Source organism: Immundisolibacter sp. (assembly GCF_050250495.1).
Classification (GTDB): Bacteria; Pseudomonadota; Gammaproteobacteria; order Immundisolibacterales; family Immundisolibacteraceae; genus Immundisolibacter.
Window position 1 is genome coordinate 77,200 of sequence record NZ_JBFWOM010000004.1, and the last position, 24,045, is coordinate 101,244.

Below are 24,045 nucleotides of genomic sequence, written 5' to 3' on the forward strand. Positions count from 1 at the left end.
GGGCACACCCGGGGCTGTCCATGGTTCCAGGCGTCGTCTACGTCCTGCCCTACCGTCTCATCGAAGACAGCAAAAAAGCTGGGCAAAGCTGAACAAAAAAATGAGCGTTCAACCCTAACGAGTCAAACGTATTAGCAAAATTTAATATATGGTGTCTCACGCAAACCGTGAGGCGCCGCAGGGAGGGGCCAGATGCGTGGGGACGACCAGTTGCTGGCGGCCAATAGGTCTTTTGGCGTGGATCACTTTGATTCGCGTTTAGCCATGCTGTCCCGACGCCAACGAGGCATCCGTCTCGACTCGATAGACCGCGCCGAAAAACGCTCATGGGCGCAACCGGAACAAGGGATCGACCAAGCGGTTGCGGCACGAAGCCGGGCCCTGCCCGAGCACCGACATCAGCGCGCTCCCCGCATTCCCCCGGTAAACGGCTCCCGCGCTCGGCATACGCCCGGCCCAGGCGCGCCGGCCCGCTCAGCACGGGATGGCTTGGCCGCCACCGCAGCCCGCGAATCAAACACAGCCGGTCCTCAAACCCAAGCCAGGATTGGCTTCGAAGCGTCCCAAAGGACGCCGCACAGTTCTCGGTGACCGTTACGGTCGCCTCTCCACAGCCCTGCACGTGTCAACGAGGAAGGTAGACATGCGCCCGACGAATCCCCCCCAGTCGCCACTTGCAACGCCGCAGGCCGAGGCCGAGACCACCCTTGAAGGGGGTGAACTGATCGTCCACTACCTGCGCCAGATCGGCGTCGAGTACGTCTTCGGCGTGCTGGGCGGGGCCATCGAGCCGCTGGTGAACGCCCTCGCGCGCGACATGCGCCGCGGCGGGCCGGAGCTGATCGTCGCCCGGCACGAGGCCGGCGCGGCCTTCATGGCCGACGGTTACGCGCGGGAAACCGGCAAGCTCGGCGTGTGCTTCGCCACTACCGGGCCTGGCGCCACCAACATGATTACCGGCGTCGCCGCGGCTTATCACAACCGCAACCCGGTACTCGCCATCACCGCCCAGACGCGGCTGGAAACCTTCGGCCGTGGCGCCATGCAGGAATGCAGCGACACTGCCATCGACACAGTGGGCATGTACCAGCACTGCACCCGCTACAACACGCTGGTGTCACACCCGAAGCAACTCGAAAACAAGCTGATCGCCGCCGTCCTCAACACGGCCCGTGATCCCCATGGTCCAAGCCACCTGGCGGTGCCGCTGGATGTGATGCGCACCCGCATCGACGTCGATCGCGCGGTCGATCTGAACGCCATCTTGCGCAGCCGCCCCGGCATCGATGAGGACGCCACGGCAGCCCTGGCGCAGACGCTGCTAAACGCCCGCCAGCCGGTGTTCTTGATCGGCGAGGGCGCCCGTGGGGCGTGCGGCCGCGTCCTGGCCCTCGCCATGGCGCTGCAGGCGCCGGTACTCGTCACTCCCCATTCGAAAGGCTTTGTCAGCTCGTTTCACCCGTGTTTCCGGGGCGTTTTCGGTTTATCTGGGCACCAAAGTGCCGAACAGGTTCTCGCGGACCCGGCGGTCGATTGCGTCGTGGCTATAGGGTGCAGTCTTGGCGAATGGGCTACGGCAGGTTGGGACCGCACTGCGCTGCTGAACCCCCGCCTGATCCATGTGGACAGCAATCCGGAGAATTTCCGCAATTCGGCCATGGCCCGGCTTCATGTGCTCGGCGATCCAGGCGCGGTGTTTGAGCGTATCGATGCGCTCACCGGAGATGCGGCAGGGGCGCGCAGGGGCAGCGTCGCGCCCCCCAAAGCGGTCAAGCCCACCCTGCACCTCATCGCCGATAAACCCGTACACCCGCTCCCGAATTGCACCTTGGACGACCCGGCCGAGTGGCACTCCGATGCGACGCCGATCAAGCCACAGCGGTTGATGCGCGATCTGCCGGCACTGCTGCCAGCCGGCACCCGTTACATCACGGACGGCACCGCGGCCAAAGGCTGGGCGTTGCACTACCTCCACATTCCGGACCGGCGCGTCGCCGAACGGCGCGCGGCCAGCGGCGCGCTGCAATCCGCGGCCGCGCCCGCGGCCGCGCAGCGCATGGCAGACCGCCGGAAAGAAGCCGCCGGACTGGTCCGAACCTCGATGGAATTCAGCTGTATGGGCTGGGCCATCGGCCACACCCTGGGGGCCGCTTGCGCCCGCCGCGACACGCCGGTGGTGTGCCTGACCGGTGACGGCAGCATGCTCATGAACAGCCAGGAAATCACCGTCGCGGCCGAACATCGGCTGCCGGTGTTTTTCGTCGTGCTGAACGATTCCGCGCTCGGCACCATCCGGCATGGGCAGGTGCTGGGCGGTGCAGAGCAGATCGGCTGGGAGTTGCCTGAGGTCGACTTTGCCCTCATGGCCAAAGCGATGGGCGTCAAAGGCTACGTCGTTCGAACGCCACAGGATCTGCAAGATATTGACTGGCATGGCCTCTGGCAGCGCGGGGAACCGGCCGTGATAGACGTGCGGATCGACCGCGATGCGGTGCCGCCGATCAAACAGCGGATGAAGTCCCTGGGTGTCGGACATTGACCACTCCCCCCAAAGAGGTCATCCACACCCGCATCTGGGAAGAGACCGCCGAGGCCGACAACCCGTTCGCGGCCGTCGCCTGCCATTGCCGCGGGTACGACGTATACGGCGACCTGCTGCACAAGGCAAGCTTCATCGAATACCTATATCTGCTGTTAGTGGGGGAACGCCCGACGCCCATGCAAGCGCAGTTGCTGGAGCGGCTCGCGATCGCGCTCGCCAACCCCGGCCCGCGCGAGGCAAGCGTGCATGCCGCCATGTGCGCCGGCGTCGGCGGCTCACCGGCGGCCGCCATGTTGATGGCGGCGCTCGGCGTCGGTGCCGGCAACCTCGGCGGCGGCCACGAGGTGCGGGTGGCGCTGGAAGCATGGGAGCAGTTCGGCTGCGATATCGCGGCCTGGCAGACATTCTTCAATGACCCGCCCAAGCCACAGCGCGCAGACATCTGGACCCCAATGGAACATGCGCCGGGGTTCGATCCACATGGCGTAGGTTGCGCCACACCGGTACTGCAAACATTGCAGGCACTTGCTGCGCTTGCGGCGGGCCCGCACCTGCCCTGGCTAGCCGAACACCGACTCACGCTGGAAGCCGTCGCCAAGGCACCGCTCGCCATGTCCGGCGTCGCCGCGGCGGCTTGTCGGGACATGGGCCTCGACGCCGACCAGGGCGAAATGCTCTACCTGTTGCTGCGCCTGCCCGGCGCCGCAGCTCACGCGCTGGAGCAGAAGCACTCCGGCTTCAAGCGCTTTCCGTTCTTTCACGGCGCGGTCAAGTACGTCGGGGCACGCGCCGATAACCCGTGACGGGGACCGTGCCATGACCAACGCCACACTTCTTGAGTACGAAGACCACTGGCCGACCGAGCTCGGCGGCGTTTCTGTCGTCGATGGAACGGTCACGTTCCGCGGGCACGACCTGCTGAACGCGCTCGAAGACCTGAGCTGGATGGACCTGCTGATGTATGGCATCACCGGACGCCGCTTCAGCCAGGCCCAGCTCGAACTGTTTCAGGGCTTGTGGAAAATCTCCGTCAGCTACCCGGAGCCGCGCATCTGGAACAACCGGGTCGCAGCGCTGGGCGGAAGTACGCGCAGCCCGGGTGGATTGTCACTGGGCGCAGCGATTGCAGTGACCGACGCCGCCATCTATGGCCAGCGGCCAATGATCGGGGCTTTCGATTTCCTGCAACGGGCACACGCGGCCCATGAACACGGCACAGTACTTGAGGATTTTATTACTCGCGAGCTGAAAACCCATCGCACCATCCCCGGCTACGGCAGACCCATCCGCAGCGTGGATGAACGTTTGGCGCCTGCCGAGCGTTTGGCAAAGCGACTCAGTCTGTGGGGTGGGCCCTACACGCAACTGTCTGTTGAGGTCGCCGAGGTACTGAAGGATTACCGCATGGGCATGAACGTCGCGGCGATCGCAGCGGCGCTTTATGCCGACCAAGGCCTCACGACCACCGAATACAACTACGCGACTCTGCTCGCGTTCAGCGCCGGTCAGATTGTTTGCCACATGGACGCGCGCGCTCACCCACCGGGAGCATTATTCCCATTGCGGTGTGATCGCATCGCTTACCAAGGCCCGTCTCGGCGCGGCTGGTAACACTGCCAAGCTTTTCATGGAGTCCGGTTATGCCGCTGGAAAATGTACTGAAGCGACGCGGTCACTACATTGTCGCGACTTTATTTTCTACGCTCGGCGGCTTCGCCAGCTTCTACGTCAGTGCGCAGACCGATGACGAAGCGGCGCTCGCCGAAATTTACGGCAGTGCCGAGATGGTGAGCATTGCTACCGGCATTACGCAACCACTGCGCCAAAGCCCCGCCATTGCAAGCGTTGTCACAGCGGAAGACATGGCGGCCATCGGCGCCACGGAACTGAACGAAGTGCTGGAAACCATTCCTGGACTGCACGTGGGCGTGTCTGGTGTCGGATACAAGCCGATTTTCTCGGTCAGAGGCATTCATACCCAGAGCAATCCGCAGATCCTCGTATTGATCAACGGCCTGCCGATCAAGAACGTATTTGACGGCTCGCTGGGTTCCTCATGGGGCCGCATGCCGGTGACCGGCATCGCGCGTATCGAGGTCATCCGAGGCCCTGGCTCGGCGTTGTACGGCGCGGACGCCTTTTCGGGCGTGATCAACATCATCACCAAGACAGCGGCCGACGTGCGGGGCCTGGAAGTCGGCGCCCGGGCAGGCTCGTTCGACCGAAATGACCAATACACGCAATGGGGCGGCGATGTGGGCGGCTTCGCCTCCTATTTTTATCTCGAACGCCAACGCAGCGATGGCCAGAGCCGCACCATCACTGCTGATGCTCAAACTTTTCTGGATGGCGTGTTGGGGTCAAACGCATCTGTCGCCCCGGCGGCAGTTAATCTCAACGCAGACAATATCGAAGCACGGGCTGACATCAGTCGCGGATTCTGGCGACTTCGCGGGGGCTATCAGGAAGTTAATGACATCGGGGTTGGCGCTGGTGTTGCCCAAGCACTGGATCCGACGGGGCGTGGGGACGGACGGCGCTTGAGCGCCGACCTGAGCTATGACAACGCATCGTTCGGAAAAAGCCTTGGCCTGACTGGTACTCTGAGCTACTACAATGTCGAAAATGTTGCGCGACTGACCTTATTCCCGCCAGGTGCCTTCGGAACGGTATTCCCCGGCGGCTTCCCCAACGGGGTGATTGGCAATCCCGACGTCTACGAGCGTCACTACCGGGGTGAGTTGAGCGCCCTGTACACTGGCATCGACAAACATCGGCTGCGTCTCGGCGGTGGATATCGCAAGGAAGACCTGTACAAAGTAGAAGAAAGTCGAAACTACACCGTGGTTGATCTTGGCCCTCCGTTTGGCACGGTACCCTTCCCGCTCGGCGGACTTGTCGACGTCACCGATGTTGCCGCCTTTGTGCGCGAGGAAAACCGCACGGTTGCGTACGCCTTTCTGCAGGACGAATGGAACTTCCGCCGCGACTGGACGCTGACTGCCGGTCTGCGGATGGATGATTACTCCGACTTTGGCACCACGCTGAATCCCCGATTGGCGCTGGTCTGGCAGACGAGCTATACCCTGACGACCAAGCTGCTCTATGGCCGCGCCTTCCGCGCGCCGTCTTTCGGCGAGCTTTACAACGTCAACAACCCTGCCAATATCGGCAATCCCTCCCTGGACCCCGAAACCATCGACACAGTTGAACTCGGCTTCGACTGGGATGCCGGCCGCGGCGTCCGCGCGGCGGTGAACGTTTTCTACTACCGCATGGACGACATCATCCGCTTTTCGACCGATCCGGCGCCGGCCACCAGCGCCACCGCCCAAAACACCGGCAAACAAACCGGCTACGGCCTGGAAGCGGAGCTGTCCTGGCAGGCGTCGCGGCGCCTGCGCCTGTCCGGCAATTACGCCTATCAGAAATCTACCGACGAAGCGGCCGACGACGACGTGGGTTTCGCGCCGACCCACCTGGCGTACGCGCGGGCGGACTGGACCTTCACGCCGCAGTGGGGCGTGTCGAGTCAGGCGGTTGGAGTGTTCGACCGCAAGCGTGCGCCGGGGGACACCCGATCCAAAGTCGACGATTACGTATCGTTCGACCTCACGCTGCGCGGGCAGCGGCTGTTCGGCGACGACTGGGGCATGCGATTATCTGCCCGCAACCTTTTCAACAGCGACGTGCGCGAACCCAGCGCCTCGGCGCTCATCCCGAACGATCTGCCGATGGCCGGGCGCAACGTGTTTTTAGAACTCAGCAAGGCGTTTCCTTGATCGCTCCGGCCTGCCCTTGGCTCGGTTGAACGAATGCACCTCATGGCGCAGCGGATTGCCGGGGGCTTGCGCGGGCGGGGTTTGCCTGGCCGGCTGATCGCGTTCGCCGCGCTTCTCGCGACCGGACTGTCCGCGGCGGCGGCGGACGTGCTTGCCATCGTCCCGGACGTGAGTGAACCGTACCGGGCGGTGCTGTATCAGATTGTCGATGGCATGCGCCGCAGCGCCTCCGTGCGCCTGGTGCAGATTCCATCCGGGGCCGACCCGGGCCAGCCGGCGCTGACAGTGGAGGGAGAACGGGTGGTGATCGCGCTGGGCGGCACCGCTGCACAGGCAGCCGACGCGCTGCGCACACGCCTGCCCGTGGTGGCGGGCGCGGTGGTGGCGCCGACCGGAATGCCGCCGCTACCGGGAGTGAGCCTGGAGACCGACCCGGAAGCGCTGTTCAAGCATCTGACCGCCCTGCTGCCGACCATCCGTACGGTGCACTGGCTGTACCGCCCGGAGCGCAGCGGCTGGATGCTCGATCGTGCGCAGGCGGCCGCCCGCCACTCCAGGCTGAAGCTGGTTGTCGTGGCCGTCGACAACGCCCGCTCGGCCGCGCAGCGCTATCAAGAAATTCTCGACCGCGCCGATAGCCAGACTGACGCGGTGTGGCTGAGTCAGGATCCGGCGCTGATCGGGGCTGATTCGACCCTGCCGGATATTCTTGGCCGGGCCTGGGCGCGCAATATCGTGGTTTTTTCGGGGTCAGTGCAGCACGTGTCGCACGGGGTGCTGTTCGCGCTTTATCCGGACAACACGGCAATGGGTGAGAACCTGGCGCGCCTGGCGCTTGCCCATGCCGGCGGAGCGCCGTTCACCTTCGAGCCCAACCGTGAGCTACAGAGCGCAATCAACCGACGCACCGCGGAACATCTTGGCATCGCGCCCGAACTCGCGCGGTATGACCTTGTGCTGCCGGCCCGCTGAGCCCCACTGCGACCATTGACCCCATGAACCCGCTGCGCCCGCTGATCGATCGAGTCGCCGCCCTGCGCAGCGACGTGCTGATCATGTTGGTGTCAGCGGCCGGCGTATTGCTGCTGGCCGCACTGGCCGCGGGTGGCATTTCGTGGATTTCCGTCAACCGTGCACGCGGCGACCTGCTGAACCAGGGACGCTTGCTGGCGGAGCGGTACGCCGCGCAGTCCACCCTCGCCTTGCTGTACGGTGCCCCGGACAATGCTCGGACGGCGAGCGACGGCTTGCTGCGATTCCCGAATGTGGTCGGCGTCGCCATCTATGACGCCGACGGCTCGACGCTGCTGCAGGAAGGCAACGTCGGCGCCGCCCGTCCGCAGCCGCAAGGAGCGTGGTCCAGCACCACGGCCGCGCGCATGGTCGAGGACGGTAGCGAGCGCTGGCTGTTCCAGGCACCGGTGTTTGTGGGTGCCGCCAGCGCGGAGTTGACGGCGTTCGGCGAACCCGCCTCGCCCCCCCAGTATCAGGGGCAGGTGACGGTCGCCGTGAGCAAGGCGGCGCTGCGGCAAATTGCCCGCGACATCATCGTATCCGCGGCAACCATGAGCGCGCTGACAGCGCTGGTGCTGCTGCCGGCGCTGCTGTACATCCTGCAACACATCTCGCAACCGATTCAGGCTCTCGCACGGGTGATGGCGAGGACCGAGACCGGCGACCTCACGGCGCGGGCAAGGCTTGCCGGCCCAGAGGACGTGCGCCGCATGGAGCACGCCTTCAACAGCATGATGGACAGGCTGCAAGAGCGCGACCGTGAGCTGGTCGAGGCCCGCGACGTCGCCCTCAGCGCCGCGCGTCTTAAGGCGCAGTTCACCGCCAACGTGAGCCACGAAATCCGCACGCCGCTCAACGGCCTGCTCGGCATGCTGACCCTGCTGCGTGAGACGCAGCTCACGGCCAAGCAGCGCGAGCGCCTGACCATCGCCGAGGCATCCGGCCACACGCTGCTGACCCTCATCAACGACATTCTGGATTTTTCGCGCCTGGAATCGGGCCGGGTCGATCTCGAAGCCATTCCGTTCGACCTGCCCACCAAAATTGGCGAAGTGGCCGCCCTGTTCGAGCTGCAAACCCGCAACAAGCAGATCAGCCTCGACGTCGTCATCGCGCCCGACGTGCCGCAGTTCGTGACGGGCGACCCGGTGCGCCTGGGCCAGGTGGTGACCAACCTCATCGGCAACGCCGTCAAGTTCACCAACGCGGGCGGTGTCACGGTCGAGGTCGACTGCGTGCCGGACGTCGGCAGCCGCGTGCGCTTTCGGGTGACGGACACCGGCATCGGCATCGCCGAACAGGACATTGGCCGAATCTTCCAGTCCTTCACCCAGGCCGACAGCTCCACCACGCGCCAGTTCGGTGGCTCGGGTCTTGGCCTGACCATCACCCGCCAGTTGGTGGAACTGATGGGTGGTGAGATCGACGTGCACAGCACCCCGGGACAGGGCAGCACGTTCAGTTTCTCGATGCCGCTTGAGCGCGCGCAGATCCCGGACGACTTCGACACGAACAGGGGCGTCGAGACGGCGGCTCTGGAGCCGGCGGACAGCCTGCACGTGCTGGTGGCCGAAGACAACGCCACCAATCAACTCGTCGCCAAGGGCCTGCTCGAAGCCTGCGGCTGCGAGGTGACGGTGGTCGCGGACGGCCAGGCGGCGGTCGACGCGTGGGCCCGGGGCCGCTACGACATGATCCTGATGGACTGCAACATGCCCGGCATGGACGGGCTTGAGGCAACCCGCCAAATCCGCGCCCAGGAGGCGCCCGGCGCGCGGCTCCCCATCGTGGCCATGACCGCCAATGTCGACGCCGAGCTGATCCAGCAGTGCTACGCGGCCGGCATGGACGACGCCCTGCCCAAGCCCATGCAGCTGCGCACCGTGCGCTTGCTGTTGGCGCGGTGGACAGGGCCGGAGACGCTGCCGGCACCGGCCGAGCCGGAGCCCGCCGACACACTCGACGCGGCCCACGCAGCCGCCGTGGTGAACACGGCGCTGCTTGGCGAATTGCAAAGCGCGCTCGGCGATGCGCTGCCGACGGTGATCCGCACCTTCGTCGCGGACTCCGCGGTGTACTTCCAGAACCTGCGCGGGGCGGTGCTGGCCGGCGATGCCGGACGCATCCGCAGCCTCGCGCACACGCTCAAGGGCAGCGCCCGCAACGTCGGTGCGGAACAGATCGCCGAGCTCGCCGACCGCATCGAGCACCTGGCCGGCGGATCAACTCCGGACCTTGCCAGCCTGACGCGCCTCAGCGACGATTTCGACTCCTGCCACGACGCCGCACGCGAGGCGCTGGCGCAGTGGACAGTCGCCCGGCTGGCGGGCAACCCGGCCGACATTCCCCAGTCCGGGTTCACGGTGCTGCTGGTGGAAGACGACCGCAGCACGCGGCTGGCCCTGCGCGGCGTGCTGGACCAGGAAGGCTACCGCGTGGTCGAGGCCGGCGACGGCGAAGAAGCCATGCAGCTGTACCCGCGCGTGCGGCCGGATCTGGTGCTGCTCGACGCCCGCCTGCCGCGCCAGGACGGCTTCACCACTTGCCGCCAGATGCTCGCCATGCCGCAGGCGCAGCGCACGCCGGTGCTGATGATTACCAGCCTCGCGGATGAGGTGTCGGTCGAGCGGGCATTCCGCGCCGGCGCCGCGGACTTCATCACCAAGCCGATCAACTTTGGCGTGCTGCGGCGGCGCGTGAGCCGCCTGCTGGAAGCCGGAGCTTCGGAACGACACGCGCACCGCCTCGCCTATCACGACGCCCTGACCGGGCTGCCCAACCGGGCCGGGTTCCGCGAGCGGCTGCGTCAACTGCTGGAGCGCGCCGGGGCCGACACCAAACTGGCCGTGATCGCGCTGGATCTTGATCGGTTCAAGATCCTGAACGAGAGCCTGGGCCACGACGTGGCCGACGACGTACTGGTGCAGCTTGCGGACCGCATCCGCCGCCAGCTGCGCGCGGACGACCTGCTCGGGCGCGTCGGCAGCGACGAGTTCGCGCTGGCCTTCGAGGTGGAATCCGCCGACACGGCGCGGCTGGTGGCCGACAAGGTGCTCGCCAGTGTCGCCCTGCCGCTGCACGCCAATGAACAGGAGCTGGTGCTGAGCGCCAGCATCGGCATCGCCCTGTACCCCACGGACGACCGCGACCTCGACAGCCTGATCCGTCACGCCGAGACGGCGCTGAATCAGGCCAAGACCGCCGGCGGCGGCCAGCAGCATTTCTGGCAGACGCACATGAGTGTGGCCGTGCGTCGGCGCCTGGACATGGAAACCGACCTGCGCAAGGCCATCGAGCGCTCGGAGCTGGTGCTGTTCTACCAGCCGCAGATGAACCTCACCAGCGGTATGGTCACCGGCGTCGAGGCACTGGTGCGCTGGCAGCATCCGCAGCGCGGCCTGGTGTCGCCGCTCGACTTCATCCCGCTGGCGGAAGACACCGGCCTCATCGGGCCGATCGGCGAGTGGGTGCTGCGCGAAGCGTGCCGGCAGAACCGGCTGTGGCAGGCGCACGGGCTGCCGCCGCTGCGCATGGCGGTCAACGTGTCCGGCCACCAGCTGGCGGCGCCCGAGTTCGTCGACACCGTCGCGCGGGCGCTGCTGGAGACCGACCACGCGCCGCAGCGCCTCGAAATCGAGGTGACCGAAACCACCCTGATGCGGAACCTCGAAGCATCCGCCGAGGTGCTGAGCCGCCTGCGCGGCCTTGGCGTGCGGCTGTCGATCGATGACTTCGGCACCGGGTACTCGTCGCTCGGGTACCTGAAGCACCTGCCCGTGCAGACGGTGAAGATCGACCGCTCGTTCGTGGCGGAACTACCCGAGAACGCCCACGACGCCGCCATCACCAACGGCGTGATCGACATGGGCCACAACCTCGGCCTCGAAGTCGTCGGCGAGGGCGTGGAGACCGCCGCCCAGCTGCGCTACCTGCGCGAGCGCGGCTGCGACATGATCCAGGGCTACCTGCTGCACGCGCCGACCACGGCGGGCGGCATCGAGACCTGGATCAAGAACAACCGGCGGCCGAACGTCGCTGGCCTCGGCGTCATCAAGAACCCCAAGGCGCGCTCCTGAGTCGGCGCGCCACCGTAGTCGATCGGCGGCCGGCCGCCAGGGCCGTCAGTACGCGACCGAGAACTCCTGCCACGGCCACGCGTCGAGCGGCCAGGGGTTGAAGAACAGCTCCACCGCCACCGAAATCTCCACCAGCGACAGGGTGAGATTCAGCAGGTTCGTTTCCGGCGCCGGCAGATCGTGCAGCGCAAAGCCGTTCAGGTACTGGATCGCCTCATCCAGGCGCGGCTTCACGGCCTTGTAGAAGCGTTCGAGCTCGCCCTGCGTGCTGTGCATGCGCCGCGCGCGCCGCTCGTGCTCGGTGGCCAGGCACCAGTCCGCCGCGAACGGCTCCCACGCGGCAAACTGCGCCGGCAGCATCGGCTCGGCGGCCATCAGGCGGCCAGCCACTGGTTGATCACGTGCATCTGGTGCCGCAGCGCGATTTCAAGCTCGCTGATGGTGATGTGCGTCAGCGCGCCCGACTCCATCATCTGCTGCGTCGCCTCCAGCGTGCTGAAGTCCTCCAGCACCGCATCTCTGAGCAGGATCTTGGTGTGCTCCTGCGCCAGCAGGCCGCCGGCGTGCTCGGCCCGCAGCTGGTAAATGTCCATGGTCCAGCGGGTGCGGTTCTCCGAGATCGGCCAGAAGTTGTAGGTGAAGTACCAACCGGGCCCGGTGTCGCAGAAAAAGTTCGGAAAGAACACGTTGATGTCGAACCACCAGTTGTCGTCCGCGTTCGGGTTGATGCCCGGGAACTGGTCCTTGGCGGTGGCAAACGTCGGCCCGTACTTGCCGACGATCATGCCGACTTCGGGTGGGCGGTAGTTGGGATTGGCCCACGCGGACAGCGACCGGTGCGGCCCGTGGAAGCGCGCCGAGGTCAGCGCCGCGCTCGGGTTCTGCGGCGCGGCCGCCGAATTCGGCAGCGACGCGCGGTGCACCATGATGGCGTGGAACGCCTCCTGGAAGGCATCGATGGCGACCTTCCAGTTCACCCGCGGCGTTGCCTCGTAGCGGGCAATGCGCGTGCAGCGGTCGAACGGGAAATGGTCGATCTGGTCGGCCATGCCGCCCAGGTACTCGCGCAGGCTCTGCGCCGGCTTTGCCTGCGCGTGCACGAACACGAAACCGTTCCACGTATCCATCGTGACCGGCATCAGCCCGAGCTTGCAGCGGTCCGTGCCGGGCGGGAAGTACTCCTCCCCGGCCATGTGCTTCAGTTCCCCGTCGTTACCGTAAACCCAGCCGTGGAAACCGCAGGTGAAGCCCCTGGCGTTGCCGCTTGGCTGCTGCGCCACCTTGTTGCCGCGGTGCGTGCAGATGTTGTGGAACGCGCGCAGGTCGCCGTCCGCGCCGCGCGTCAGGATCACCGACCAGCCGAGCACCTCCAGATCGACCACGCGGTAGTCGCCGGGATTCGGAATGTCCTCCTCGCGCGCCACCTGCAGCCAGGCTCGCTTGAATACCTTCTCGCGCTCGCGCTCGAAAAATGCCCGGCTGACATAGGGCTCGACCGGCAACGGTCCGTCGCCCATTGCCGGGACGTCAGTGGGGTATTTGGTGACAAACGGCTGTTCGGTGGCGCCCATCGGGGTTCTCCGTGATTTCGATAACACGCGCCGCGGCCGGCGCACTAGAGAAGTCCAGATAGTGGCCAGTCAACGATCGTTTGGCAAGCATTCGCCGGGCCTGCGCCAAGGCACACGCAACCAACAGACAAACGCTGCCGGTACCGAACTGGACAGATCTGCACAAGGCAGCGTAAAAGGCCGTTGGGGTCGACGCTGCAATCGGCCCACCCTGGCACCGGGCACGTGCCACATGCTGCCCGGACGCCGGTCCTGCGCAGCCTTTCAGCCTTGGAGGCCTCAACGATGAAAGCACTCGGCGCGGAATTTCTCGGCACGTTCTGGCTGATCTTGGGTGGTTGTGGCAGCGCAGTGCTCGCGGCTGCCTTTCCGGACGTCGGCATCGGTCTGCACGGCGTGTCGCTGGCGTTCGGCCTGACCGTACTGACCATGGCGTTCGCCATCGGCCACATCTCAGGCTGCCATCTGAACCCGGCGGTATCCATCGGGCTGTGGGCAGGCGGGCGCTTTCCGGCATCGCAGCTGCTGCCCTACATCGTGGCGCAGGTGATCGGCGGCCTGTGCGCCGGGGGCGTGCTGTACATCATCGCCAGCGGCGCCGCGGGCTTCGATGCCAGCGCCGGCTTCGCGTCGAACGGCTACGGTGCGCACTCGCCGGGGCAGTATTCGCTGCTCGCGGCGTTGGTGACGGAAGTCGTGATGACCATGTTCTTCCTCATCGTCATCCTCGGCGCCACCGACAAGCGCGCACCGGCCGGCTTCGCGCCGATCGCGATCGGTCTGGCGCTGACGCTGATCCACCTGATCAGCATCCCGGTGACCAACACCTCGGTGAACCCCGCACGCAGCACGGGCGTCGCGCTGTTTGCCGGCGGCTGGGCGATCCAGCAACTGTGGCTGTTCTGGGTCGCGCCGATCGTGGGCGCGCTGCTCGGCGCGCTGGCGTATCGGTGGATCGGGTCTGAGGATCGCTGAGGGCACCTGCCGCGAGCAGGCCGCGACTCAGGTCCGCGCTTGCTCCTGGGTGCTGATGCCTGACGGCGTAGCGGCCAGGCCGCTACGCCGTCACCACACCAGATCGTCCGGGACCGGGAAATCGGCGTAGGGGTCGGCGGCTCCGTCGGCCGGCTGATCCGCTGAGGGGTTCAGATTCACCACCCGCGCGGCGTCGCGCTGGGCGATCTTCTCGGCAATCGGCGGGGGCACCAGCTCGAAACCGCCGCCGAAACGCACGATCGCGAGCGCGCCCTTCAGCACCTGCTGACGCTGCGCCTCATGCAGCGGCAATTTGCGGATCTTGCTGCCGTCCAGAAACTGATACGCCGACTCGGCGCCGCGTCGGTCGAGCCGGTGCGCCTCTACAAGCTGCCGAATCTCCGCCGCCAGCGCCTTGCGCGCCAGCTGCTCGTCGCGCTTGCGGTTGCGCTCGCGGTCCGCGTCGGCCTTCTGCTGCGCCTGCTGCTGGGCGCGGTCCACGGTCGGCGGTTTCTCGCCGCGCTTGGCAGCATCCCGCTTCTGTTGCTCGGCCCGGCGCAACTGCTCGGGCTTCGCCAGCCCGGCTTTCAGCAGCTGCGCCTGCAGCGGATTCACGATCTTTCCACCGTTTTGCTGTTTAGCCATTGTCGTCCCGGCGCAGCGGCGACGCCCGCCACCTTGCAAAGTTGATGTCCGCATCCGGTGCCCGCGCGGACAACGAACGCCCCCGCACCGGCCACCACGGCGCCGATTATCGTCGACTCGCCCATCGCTAACGGCGACGACGCCTCAAGCGCGCGGCGAGCCCGCCTTGCGCAGGCCGCCCGGGCGCTGCCTCAGGGGCACCTCCTCCGCCGCCGCCGCCGGCAGCGCACGCACCGTCATGTCGGCCAGCGTGTAGCGGTCGAGTTCCGCCAGAAACGCGCGCGTCGCGCCCATCAGCACGCCAGCCAGGCCGCACTGCGGCAGGATGCGGCAGGTGTTGGTGGCGGCGTTGAAACACTCGACCAGATCGAAGCCGGGCTCCGTAGCGCGCGCCACGGCACCGATGTTGATGTCCTGCGCGGGCCGCGCCAGCCGCAGCCCGCCCTGCTTGCCGCGGCTGGTGCTCACGTAGCCGTGGCGCCCCAGCCAGTGCACCACCTTCACTAGGTGGTGGCGCGAGATGCCGTAGTAGTCGCTGAGTTCCGTGATCGTGACCCGCCGCTGCGGCTGCTGGGCGAGGTAGATCAGCACCCGAAAGCAGTAGTCGGTGAACAGCGTCAGTTGCATGTGGGCGATCTCGGTGGCGGCGCGACGCATTATTGGGCAGCTTCGATTTGCGGCTGGACGCGGAACCTGACCGGCGTCAAGGCCTGCCCTTAATGATGCATTCAGGATGCATCTTAAGTCGCCCGGCCGGGCGGCCCGCACCAGCCCGGAGAGCCCCATGTTTTGTTACCAGTGCGAACAGACCACGCGCAGCCGCCGCGGCGATGGCTGCGCCAACAGCGTCGGCACCTGCGGCAAGGACGCCGCCACGTCCGACCTGCAGGATCTGCTGATCTACCTGTGCAAAGGCATCTCGATGTACGCCCACCGGGCGGCGCAGCTTGGCGCGCGCGACCGGGACGTCGACGTGTTCGTCATCGAGAGCCTGTTCACCACGCTCACCAACGTCAACTTCGACCCGGCGCGCTTCACGGCGCTGATCGGCAAGGCCACCGCCGTGCGCGAGCGCGCCCGCGCCTGCTACGAGGCCGCCTGCGCCGCGGCAGGCCGCACGCCGGAAAGCCTCGCAGGTCCAGCCAGCTACGACCCCGGCAAGGCGCTCGATCAACTGCTCGCCAACGCCGGCCAGGGCGCCATCACCGTGGGCCTGGAGCGCGACGGCGCCGACATCATCGGCCTGCGGGCGCTGGTGCTGTACGGCATCAAGGGCGCGGCGGCCTACTTCGAGCACGCGCACGTGCTGCAGCAGGACGATCCGGCCATCTACGCCGAGTTCCACCGCCTGCTGAACTTCCTGGCCGAGAACCCGGCGGACGTGAACGACCTGCTGGGCCGCGCGCTCGACGTCGGCGCCCTCAACTACCGCGTGATGCAGAGCCTGGATGCCGCCGCCACCGGCCGCTACGGCCACCCGGAGCCGACCGAAGTCCGCACCACGCCGCGCGCCGGCAAGGCCATCCTGGTCAGCGGACACGACCTGCGGCATCTGGAACAGATCCTGGAGCAGTCGCAGGGCCAGGGCATCCACGTGTACACCCACGGCGAGCTGCTGCCGGCGCACGCCTACCCGGGCCTGAAGCGCTTTGCGCACCTGGCCGGCAACTACGGCACCGCCTGGCAGAACCAGCAGACCGAGTTCGCCGACTTCCCCGGCGCCATCGTGATGACATCGAACTGCCTCATCGAGCCGCAGGCGGCCTACCGCGGGCGGATTTTCACCAGCGGCCCGGTCGGCTGGGCGGACATCCCGCACGTCGCAGACGGCAACTACCGGCCGGTGATCGACGCCGCGCTCGCCGCGCCCGGCTTCGCGGCCGACTCCGCGCCCCGCCACGTCACGGTCGGCTTTGCGCGCAACACCGTGCTCGGCGCCGCCGAGCAGGTGGTCGGCGCCGTCAAGTCCGGCGCGCTCAAGCATTTCTTTTTGATCGGCGGCTGCGACGGCGCCAAGCCCGGCCGCAACTACTACACGGAGCTTGCCGAACAGGTGCCGCAGGACTGCGCCATCCTGACGCTCGGCTGCGCCAAGTACCGCTTCAACGACCACGACTTCGGCAACATCGGCGGCCTGCCGCGCCTGCTGGATGTCGGCCAGTGCAACGACAGCTACTCGGCCATCCAGATTGCGCTCGCGCTGGCCGACGCCTTCGACTGCGGCGTGAACGACCTGCCGCTGTCGCTGGTGCTGTCGTGGCTCGAACAGAAGGCCGTGGCGGTGCTGCTGACGCTGCTGCACCTTGGCGTGCGCACCATCCGCCTCGGGCCGAGCCTGCCGGCGTTCCTGACGCCGCCGGTGCTGCAGGTGCTGGTCGATACGTTTGGACTGACGCCGATCGGCGAGCCCAAGGCTGACCTCGCTCAAATGTTGAGCGCCGCCTGACGCGGCCGTCACCCCCGGCGCCAGATTGTTTGGCGCCGGGTTCTCGTCCTGTTGCAACCGCCGCGGAATCGGCTCTGGGCGGGGGTGGGAGGAACGGCCACGGCTACCGGACCGGACTACCCCATCCCGTGGGCAGGGCAAACGCCGTGGCCGCGCCGGACGTGGGCTTTCCCGTCAAATGAAAAAACTGAGGTTCGGCTGGCGTACGCTCACCTGATCGAGCTGCGCGAGACGCGACGCCAGCCGCAGTCCCTCCGGCGTCTGCACCAGCAGGTCAACCCGCCGCGCGCTCAGGATGGCCGGCTCCGGCTCGGTCGAGCGCACCCGCAACACCAGCACGTTGCTGAGCGCCTCGATGCCGTCCGCGACGCGGCTTGCGCGGATGTTGGTCACGAAGTGCCGGGCGATGGTCGGCGGGTTCTCGGCGATGGTGAAGCTCGGCGTGCTCAGCTGGCGCACGCGGATGGCGAGGCTGTCGGCGTCGTCGTCGAAATACGGCGTGCCGCGACCGTAATGGCGCGGCCGGGCAGCGTCGAGAAAGGCCGGCGCCATCACCCGGTACCGAATCTGCGGCGCCAGCAGCGCCTGCCAGGCCGGCAGGTCGCCGCAGCCCAGGCAGTCGGACTCGTGATTCAGGAACTCGTACACGGCGCGAAAGTCCGCGTCATCGAGCGGCGTGCCCTGCGGCGTGGCGCGTTGCAGCGTGGGTGCATTCATGCCGGCGCCTCCCCGCGCATCATCTTTTGCCAGTGCATCAGCAGCGCGAATTCGGACATCTCGGAATAGGTCGACGGGTACGCCGTACCGGGCCCCTTGAAGTCCGCAATCGGCTTGTCGCGGTAGTAGCGCGTGCCGCGGAAGTCGACCGGATAACGCGTGCCGATCGTGCCGCGGCAGCCGCGATTGATGGCAGCCCAGGCCTCGGCGTCGTCCTGATCGAACGTGCCGCCGACACTGAAGGTGCGGATGCCGATCTCGTAGCTCGCCTGCTTGAACTCCTCGGCGGCTTCCTTCTCGATCAGCAGCCAGTTCCAGACCTCCGTTTCCTGCGCGCCGAGCGGCTGCCAGGTGCGCAGGTTGCAGAACGGCACCGGCGCGGACTTGCCATCGAAGCGCACCGAGCTTTCCACCCAGGACGTGTTCGGGAAGTTGGTCATCACCTTGGTCAGGCCGCGCGCCATGAAGTGCTGCTGGTTGGCGTTGAGCACCTGCCGGTACAGCGGCACCAGGTCCGGCGAGAAGCCGGCGTAGTCCGGCGCGTCCGGCGGCAGCTCCAGGAAGATGCAGCTGTGGCCCTTGCCGATGACCACCGCCGGGCTGTGCATCAGCTGCTGCACCACCACGTCCTGCGGCACGTTCAGGGTGAGGTAGGTGATCGGGCCATGCACGCTCGCCGCGTGCGGGCCATCGGCGCCGAAGTTGAGCGCGCCGAGCTTCCAGTTGGCCTTGAACACCCAGCGCTGCGGCGGACCCAGCACCTCCATGCCGGCCGGGCTGCGATTGGCGAAAAGATCGATGTAGAAGCGCGAGTCGCCGAGGTAGTCGTCGAGCGACGGCGCGTCCGCGTCCCAGGTGCCGAAGATGAGGCCGGCATAGGTGGCCACCTTGGCCATCGGGATCAGGTTGTCGCCGGCCTGGCCCACCAGGGCGGCGATCTCGGGCGGGTACGCCGCCTGCTTGAGGCTGCCGTCCAGGCCAAACACCCAGCCGTGGTAGGGACAGCGAAAGGTCTTGGCGTTGCCGGCGTCGGCCCGGCACAGCTGCGTGCCGCGGTGGGAGCAGCTGTTGTGGAAGGCGCGGATGCGGCCGTCATCGCCGCGCACCACCAGCACCGGGTCACGGCTCAGTTGCCGGGTGACGTAATCACCGGGCTGCGGAATCTCCGTTTCGTGCGCCAGGAACAGCCAGCTCTTCGCGAAGATGCGTTCCTGCTCCAGTTGCCAGATGGCCTCGTCGGTAAAGATGGCGCGCGCGGCCGTGCCGGCCTCCACGTCCACCCAGTCGCCGTGGGTGCGCAGCGTGTCTCGCGGTTGATTCACGTCCGTGTGCCTCAGATGAGAAACGTCAGGTTGTCGAAGGCCTCGTCGCGCTGCTGCAAGGTGACCACCTTCTCGCGGATGCGAAAGCCGTCGCCCGCCGGCTGCAGGCGATAGCGCACCACGCCCGACAGCAGCGCCTGCCGGTGCCGGCGCAGCAGCGCCAGGATCAGCCGGCACTCGACGCGGATGTCCGTGCTTTCGGCGTCCGCTTCGACCAGCACATTGCCGACCAGGCGCGTGGTCTCGGTCGGCGGCTGCTGCGCCCAGAAGGCGCGGCTGCCCATGCGCGTCAGCCGCTCGCGAAGGCGCGCCGCGTTGTCGTACACCAGCGCCACCGACTGCTCCGGCGGGCCATCGTGGCCGGACGGCACCCAGTACACGCCATCGTCGGTGAAAAGATCGACCCACTCCGGGTAACGACGCTCGTCGAGCAGCTTCGCTTCGAGGTACACAAAGCGCTCCACCGCCGCCGGGTTCACGTCGCTCATCACGCGCCCTCCATCAGCTGCAGCCAGCGCCGCCATATGCCGCGGTGGGCGGTTTCGTCGGACACGTGTGACTGACGCCCGTCGGCGCCCACCGGCTCTTCCTGATCAAGGCCGCGGTCGTAGTACAGCCACTCCATCGCGGGGGTGCGCAGCATGCCGTCCCACTGGCGCTGGAACATCTCGATGTCGTCCGGCGCACCGAAGCTCGCCGGGCCGTAGAAGTCCTCGTGGGCGCGGATGCGTGCGGCGTTGATCTCGGGCGCCACGTCTTCCAGCGTCACCGGGTAGGCGAACACTTCCGTGCGGTCGAAGCTCACCGGGTGGATGACGCGAATCTGGTTGTTGATCAGCACCAGGTTCGGGTAGACCAGCAGGTTGAAGCCGTCGCCGCCGTTGCAGGTAATGACCGCCTCGGCGTAGTCCGGCCGGTCCGCGAAGCGGGCGCGCACGGCGTCGTGCCAGTCCTGCTCGGATTTGGGCTTCTCGGCGCCGAGGATGGCCTTTCGGTCGAAGGCGCGAAAGTCGATCAGCGCGTGGCCGTTGCCGAGCGCCACGCTCTTGGCCGGCGACTGCGGCCCGACGATGAAGCCCATGCCGCGGCCGATGCGCGGCTTCAGCACGTCCTCGAAGAAGCTGTGGTGCACCAGGCCCGGGTGGTAGCCGTCCATGGAGTTTTCTACCTGCTGCTTCCAGTTGCCGCGAAACTGGTAGCGCGTGACGCCGGTTTCGATGCGGATGTTCCCGCTCGGCGACAGGTCCGCGAACAGGTCGAAGAACTCCGCCGCGGCGCCGAGGTGCTCGGTGAGCGTCGGCACCTCCGGTGTGAGACTCGCGAACACGAAGCCGCGGTAGCTGTCGACCCGCGCTGCGGCTACGAGGCCCATGGCCGCCTCGTCGAAGGCCTTGCCCTGGCGGTCGCGTATCGGCACGGCGGTGAGTCGGCCCGTCATGTCGAACGACCAGCCGTGGTACGGGCAGATCAGCTGCCGGCAGGTGCCGCGCGTGTGGTCGTCCGCCAGCAGCACGCCACGGTGGCGGCAGGCGTTGATGAACACGTGCAGCAGACCCGCCGTGTCGCGCGTCAGCAGCACCGGCTGGGTGCCGAGCGTGGTCGCCTTGTAGCTGCCAGGCGTGGTGACCTCGCTCTCGTGCCCGACGTAGACCCAGGTACGCGAGAAGACGCGCGCCATCTCCTGCTCGAACACCGTCGGATCCACGAACGCGCGCCGATGCACGCGGTGCGGCTCGACCCAGCGGGCGATGGTTTCGTCGTTCACGCTGCCTCCGGATTGCCGGGATGCAGGCCCGCGCCGATCACCGGCGCAGGCCGGTGGCTCAGTGCGACTTCACGAACGCCGCGACGGCGGCGCTGAAGTCCTGCGGGTACTCGATCATTGCCCAGTGGCCGCAGTGCGGCACGATGTAGCCCCAGGAGTTGTCGATGATTTCCAGGAACCGGTAGGCGATGTCGAGCGGCACCACGAGGTCATCCTTGCCGTTCACCACCAGCGTCGGCTGGGTGATGCGGGCGATGAATTCCTCCGGATAGAACAGGCCGCCCTGCTTGCGCACCCAGTCCATGGTGGCGGCGTAGGAGGCCTTGTTCTTGGGGTCGACCGAGTTCTTCCAGCGGTACTGGACCATCGTGTCGGTGATCTCGAACTTGTCGTTGGCGAGCGTCTTGATCAGCCGGATCATGCCTTCGGGCGTGTAGTCGTAGCCCAGCACCGGCTGCAGGGCCGGCGTGATCTCGGCATTGAGGCCGGCGCTGCCCATCAGCACCAGCTTGTCGACCAGCTCCGGGTACTCGACGGCCACGCCCATGGCCGTGGCGCCGCCCATGGAATTGCCGACCAGGCTTGCCTTGCTGTAACCGAGCGCCTTGATGAAGCCGGCGATGTGGTCGTAACGCGCCTTCTGCGAGTACTCGAAACCCGCCGGGTCCGGGCTGTCGCTGTTGCCGAAGCCGACCATGTCCACGGCGATGGTGCGGAACTGCTTGCCAAACAGCGGCAGGCAGCCGAACCAGTTGCCGTAGCCGTTGGCGCCGGCACCGCCGCCGTGGATCAGGATCAGCGGCTCGCCGCTGCCTTCCTCGATGTAGCAGGTCTTGATGCCGTTCACATCGATGTATTTCTTCTCGTAGGTCGCTTCTTGCATCACGTACTCCTGGTTGGTGTGATGGTGGGGAAAGTTCAGGCCGCCGCGAGATTCATCGCGAGCGCGCCCATGCCGGTAAACCAGCTCTCGATCGGCTCGTAGTACAGCGTCTGCCCGCGGGCGCCGGCCACGGTGCCGGCCATGGCAAGCCAGCACATGATTTCGAGCCCGCCGTTGCCGGCGTTTTCGAGAATGTGCTCGGTGCTCCAGGTGGCGATTTCCGCCGCGCGGCCTTCGGTCAGCAGCCCCAGCACCTGGCGGTCGAAGTCCGCATTCACGCGGCCCATGCCGGGCGTGGCGATCCAGTGCGACAGGCCGCCCGTGCCGAGCACCGCCACCCGCTGCCGGCAGTCGGCACTGCGGATGTAGGCGCCGATGGCCTCGCCGAGCGCGTAGCAGCGTGCCGGTGACGGCGGCGGTGTGCGGTTGATGTTGACCAGCAGCGGCGCCACCGGGATGCGCCCGCCGGGGTTGATGATGCGCAGCGGCAGCGCGATGCCGTGGTCCGGCTCCAGCGTCTCGGCCCGCGCGAGGTCGAAGCCCGCGCCGTCGAGGTGCCGCAGCAGGCCGTCGGCGAACACGCCCGCCCCTGCCATCGGCTCGCGCGGAATGTCCATGTCGCCGAGCGGCGTGTAGCTGTCGGCGCAGCCGAGCGCGAAGGCCGGCTGCAACCGGTAGCCGAGGTTCACCATGTGGTCGGACGTGATGTACAGGATCACGTCCGGCCTGGCGCGCGCCACCTCGGCCGCGATGCGCTGAAAGCCCTCGATCACACGCTGCGCCTGTGCGCGCACGGGTGCCGGGTCCATCACCACGTGAGACGTTGCGCAGGCGGCGACGATGCGGCCCATGTCAGCAGCTCTCCACGAGTTCCGGGTAGTGGCGCACCGTCATGTGCGCCGCCATGTAGGGCTTCAGCACCATCTGGTAGTGCATCTGCAGGATGGGGTGCATGCCGAGCTGCGTGAGCGCCGCCATGTCGCCTGCGCCGAGCGCCGTCGCGTGTTCGGAGTCGACGCCGGCCTCGGCCAGCACCGCGGCGCGATCGGTGACGTACCGCTCGCGCAGCGCCGGTTCGTGCACCAGCCGCTCGACCAGCAGGTTGATGCGGCGGGCCTGATCGGCGCTCATGCGCCCCCCTGCACGTGGGCGAGGGTCTGCACGCCGCGCTGGCAGCGGCTCGCCAGGCGCCGCCATTCGAGGAGGTTGCGGTCCTGCTCGAACAGCTGCTCTTCGAGCCAGCCCCAGTCGTCCGCATAGAAACCCTGCATGGCCTCGCGCGCCCACAGGTCGTCGTCGTTGATGCCGCGCAGCGCCAGCGGCTCGTGCAGCGCCTCGCACTCGGCACGGAAGGCGGCCTCGGCGGCGGCATCAGCCACGCCGATTTTCTCGATCACCTGGTAGTACATGTGGTGGTCGGCATCGTGCGGCGTGTAGAACTCGTACTGCACCATGTCGAGTTCGGGGTGGTTCTCGACGCTGAGAATTCCCGGCATCCACAGCGAGATGGTGTGGATGGTGTTGTGCTTGCCGGTCGGGGCGCGCGTGCGCAGCACGGTCTGCCCGCCGAGCGTCGACTCGAACAGCGGCCGGTAGTGCTTGACCATGTTGTCGACCACGCCACGCGGCGCGGCCGGGTCTTCACGAAGGTCGAGCTGCAACTCGCCGGCGCTCGCAAAGCCGAGCGGCAGCGCCGAATCGCGCCCGGTGATGAACGGCGAATCCTTGTGGATGAAGATGTGCGTGGTATCGAAGCCGTTCTCGGCGCCCAGACGCCAGTTGGCCTTGACCAGCCGGCGGATGCCGTAGGCGGCGCGGTCGGGGTCGAGGAAGCCGGGCGGCAGATCGGTGCCAAGCGCGGGCGGCGCGGCACCCGGCGCGAGGTCACCCATGAACACGAACACCATGCCCTTGGCTTCCTGGACCGGATAGGTCTTGAGCCCGCGGGTACCGATCATCCGGCTCGACGGGTCGGTCAGGATGTCGCACAGCTTCCCGTCCGCCCATTGGTAGGTCCAGCCGTGGTACCAGCAGGTGACGGTGTCCTTGCTGTAGCACTCGGGCTTGCGCGACAGCGGCACACCGCGGTGCAGGCACTGGTCCTTGATGCAGTAAATCGCGCCTTCGGTACGGCGCAGCAGCAGATCCTCGCCCAGCAGCTTGCCGGGCTTGACCTCGCCCTCGGCGAGGTCCGACGCGTACATCACCGGGTACCAGTGGTTGCGAAAGCCGAGCTTGGCCTCGAAGTACGGACGCCAGTCGCGAATCTGCTGGCCGATCTGGGGGTTGACGAGCGGTTTGTTCACG

The 24,045-nt window shown here is 67.0% G+C and carries 20 protein-coding genes; 8 read left to right on the forward strand and 12 right to left on the reverse strand.

What is annotated here, in order from left to right; all coding sequences use genetic code 11:
* Positions 1-643: 643 nt before the first annotated feature.
* From AB7F93_RS04705 to AB7F93_RS04730, 6 genes are read left to right on the forward strand one after another with little or no spacing between them, the layout of a single operon-like run.
* A complete protein-coding gene (locus AB7F93_RS04705) occupies positions 644-2,539 on the forward strand; it encodes a thiamine pyrophosphate-binding protein (protein WP_428301727.1) in 1,896 nt (631 codons plus the stop codon).
* Entirely contained in the window at positions 2,536-3,345 is an 810-nt protein-coding gene (locus AB7F93_RS04710; protein ID WP_428301728.1) for a citryl-CoA lyase, read from the forward strand. The genes AB7F93_RS04705 and AB7F93_RS04710 overlap by 4 nt, the downstream gene beginning before the upstream one ends.
* A 13-nt stretch (positions 3,346-3,358) precedes the next feature.
* Entirely contained in the window at positions 3,359-4,153 is a 795-nt protein-coding gene (locus AB7F93_RS04715) for a hypothetical protein (RefSeq protein WP_428301729.1), read from the forward strand.
* Between the two features lie 29 nt (positions 4,154-4,182).
* Positions 4,183-6,324, forward strand: coding sequence for a TonB-dependent receptor plug domain-containing protein (locus tag AB7F93_RS04720; RefSeq protein WP_428301730.1), 2,142 nt, complete (start codon positions 4,183-4,185; stop codon positions 6,322-6,324).
* A 33-nt stretch (positions 6,325-6,357) separates the two neighbouring features.
* On the forward strand, positions 6,358-7,296 hold the full coding sequence (locus AB7F93_RS04725) for an ABC transporter substrate binding protein (protein WP_428301731.1): 939 nt from the start codon (positions 6,358-6,360) through the stop codon (positions 7,294-7,296).
* A 23-nt stretch (positions 7,297-7,319) separates the two neighbouring features.
* Positions 7,320-11,414 (forward strand): EAL domain-containing protein, encoded by a 4,095-nt coding sequence (locus AB7F93_RS04730; protein ID WP_428301732.1) that lies wholly within the window; start codon positions 7,320-7,322, stop codon positions 11,412-11,414.
* A 45-nt stretch (positions 11,415-11,459) separates the two neighbouring features.
* Here the strand turns inward: AB7F93_RS04730 and AB7F93_RS04735 are convergent, their stop codons facing one another.
* Both AB7F93_RS04735 and AB7F93_RS04740 read right to left on the reverse strand, forming a co-directional pair.
* A complete protein-coding gene (locus tag AB7F93_RS04735; RefSeq protein WP_428301733.1) occupies positions 11,460-11,789 on the reverse strand; it encodes a hypothetical protein in 330 nt (109 codons plus the stop codon).
* Positions 11,789-12,985: an aromatic ring-hydroxylating oxygenase subunit alpha gene (locus AB7F93_RS04740; RefSeq protein WP_428301734.1), complete on the reverse strand. Its 1,197-nt coding sequence runs from the start codon at positions 12,983-12,985 to the stop codon at positions 11,789-11,791. The genes AB7F93_RS04735 and AB7F93_RS04740 overlap by 1 nt, the downstream gene beginning before the upstream one ends.
* Positions 12,986-13,270: 285 nt before the next feature.
* Between AB7F93_RS04740 and aqpZ the strand changes: the two genes are divergently transcribed.
* Positions 13,271-13,960 carry an aquaporin Z gene (gene aqpZ / locus AB7F93_RS04745; protein WP_428301817.1) on the forward strand — a complete coding sequence of 230 codons (690 nt, stop codon included), beginning with the start codon at positions 13,271-13,273 and terminating at the stop codon, positions 13,958-13,960.
* 90 nt (positions 13,961-14,050) lie between these two features.
* Here the strand turns inward: aqpZ and AB7F93_RS04750 are convergent, their stop codons facing one another.
* Together AB7F93_RS04750 and AB7F93_RS04755 are read right to left on the reverse strand one after the other, a co-directional pair.
* Positions 14,051-14,659 (reverse strand): DUF2058 domain-containing protein, encoded by a 609-nt coding sequence (locus tag AB7F93_RS04750; RefSeq protein ID WP_428301735.1) that lies wholly within the window; start codon positions 14,657-14,659, stop codon positions 14,051-14,053.
* Positions 14,660-14,749: 90 nt separating this feature from the next.
* Positions 14,750-15,262: an Rrf2 family transcriptional regulator gene (locus AB7F93_RS04755; protein ID WP_428301736.1), complete on the reverse strand. Its 513-nt coding sequence runs from the start codon at positions 15,260-15,262 to the stop codon at positions 14,750-14,752.
* A gap of 127 nt (positions 15,263-15,389) precedes the next feature.
* Between AB7F93_RS04755 and hcp the strand changes: the two genes are divergently transcribed.
* A complete protein-coding gene (hcp, locus tag AB7F93_RS04760) occupies positions 15,390-17,051 on the forward strand; it encodes a hydroxylamine reductase (protein WP_428301737.1) in 1,662 nt (553 codons plus the stop codon).
* 174 nt (positions 17,052-17,225) lie between these two features.
* Here the strand turns inward: hcp and AB7F93_RS04765 are convergent, their stop codons facing one another.
* From AB7F93_RS04765 to AB7F93_RS04800, 8 genes are read right to left on the reverse strand one after another with little or no spacing between them, the layout of a single operon-like run.
* A complete protein-coding gene (locus AB7F93_RS04765) occupies positions 17,226-17,768 on the reverse strand; it encodes an aromatic-ring-hydroxylating dioxygenase subunit beta (protein WP_428301738.1) in 543 nt (180 codons plus the stop codon).
* Positions 17,765-19,090 (reverse strand): aromatic ring-hydroxylating oxygenase subunit alpha, encoded by a 1,326-nt coding sequence (locus AB7F93_RS04770; RefSeq protein WP_428301739.1) that lies wholly within the window; start codon positions 19,088-19,090, stop codon positions 17,765-17,767. The genes AB7F93_RS04765 and AB7F93_RS04770 overlap by 4 nt, the downstream gene beginning before the upstream one ends.
* Positions 19,091-19,101: 11 nt before the next feature.
* Positions 19,102-19,578, reverse strand: a complete 477-nt coding sequence (locus tag AB7F93_RS04775; protein ID WP_428301740.1) for an aromatic-ring-hydroxylating dioxygenase subunit beta — start codon at positions 19,576-19,578, stop codon at positions 19,102-19,104.
* Positions 19,578-20,855 (reverse strand): aromatic ring-hydroxylating oxygenase subunit alpha, encoded by a 1,278-nt coding sequence (locus AB7F93_RS04780; RefSeq protein WP_428301741.1) that lies wholly within the window; start codon positions 20,853-20,855, stop codon positions 19,578-19,580. The genes AB7F93_RS04775 and AB7F93_RS04780 overlap by 1 nt, the downstream gene beginning before the upstream one ends.
* Positions 20,856-20,913: 58 nt before the next feature.
* Complete coding sequence (locus AB7F93_RS04785) at positions 20,914-21,738, reverse strand: alpha/beta fold hydrolase (protein WP_428301742.1); 825 nt, start codon at positions 21,736-21,738, stop codon at positions 20,914-20,916.
* A 35-nt stretch (positions 21,739-21,773) separates the two neighbouring features.
* On the reverse strand, positions 21,774-22,589 hold the full coding sequence (locus AB7F93_RS04790) for an AmmeMemoRadiSam system protein B (RefSeq protein WP_428301743.1): 816 nt from the start codon (positions 22,587-22,589) through the stop codon (positions 21,774-21,776).
* 1 nt (position 22,590) lies between these two features.
* On the reverse strand, positions 22,591-22,869 hold the full coding sequence (locus AB7F93_RS04795; RefSeq protein WP_428301744.1) for a subunit of meta cleavage enzyme: 279 nt from the start codon (positions 22,867-22,869) through the stop codon (positions 22,591-22,593).
* A complete protein-coding gene (locus tag AB7F93_RS04800) occupies positions 22,866-24,044 on the reverse strand; it encodes a Rieske 2Fe-2S domain-containing protein (protein WP_428301745.1) in 1,179 nt (392 codons plus the stop codon). The genes AB7F93_RS04795 and AB7F93_RS04800 overlap by 4 nt, the downstream gene beginning before the upstream one ends.
* Position 24,045 lies beyond the last annotated feature (1 nt).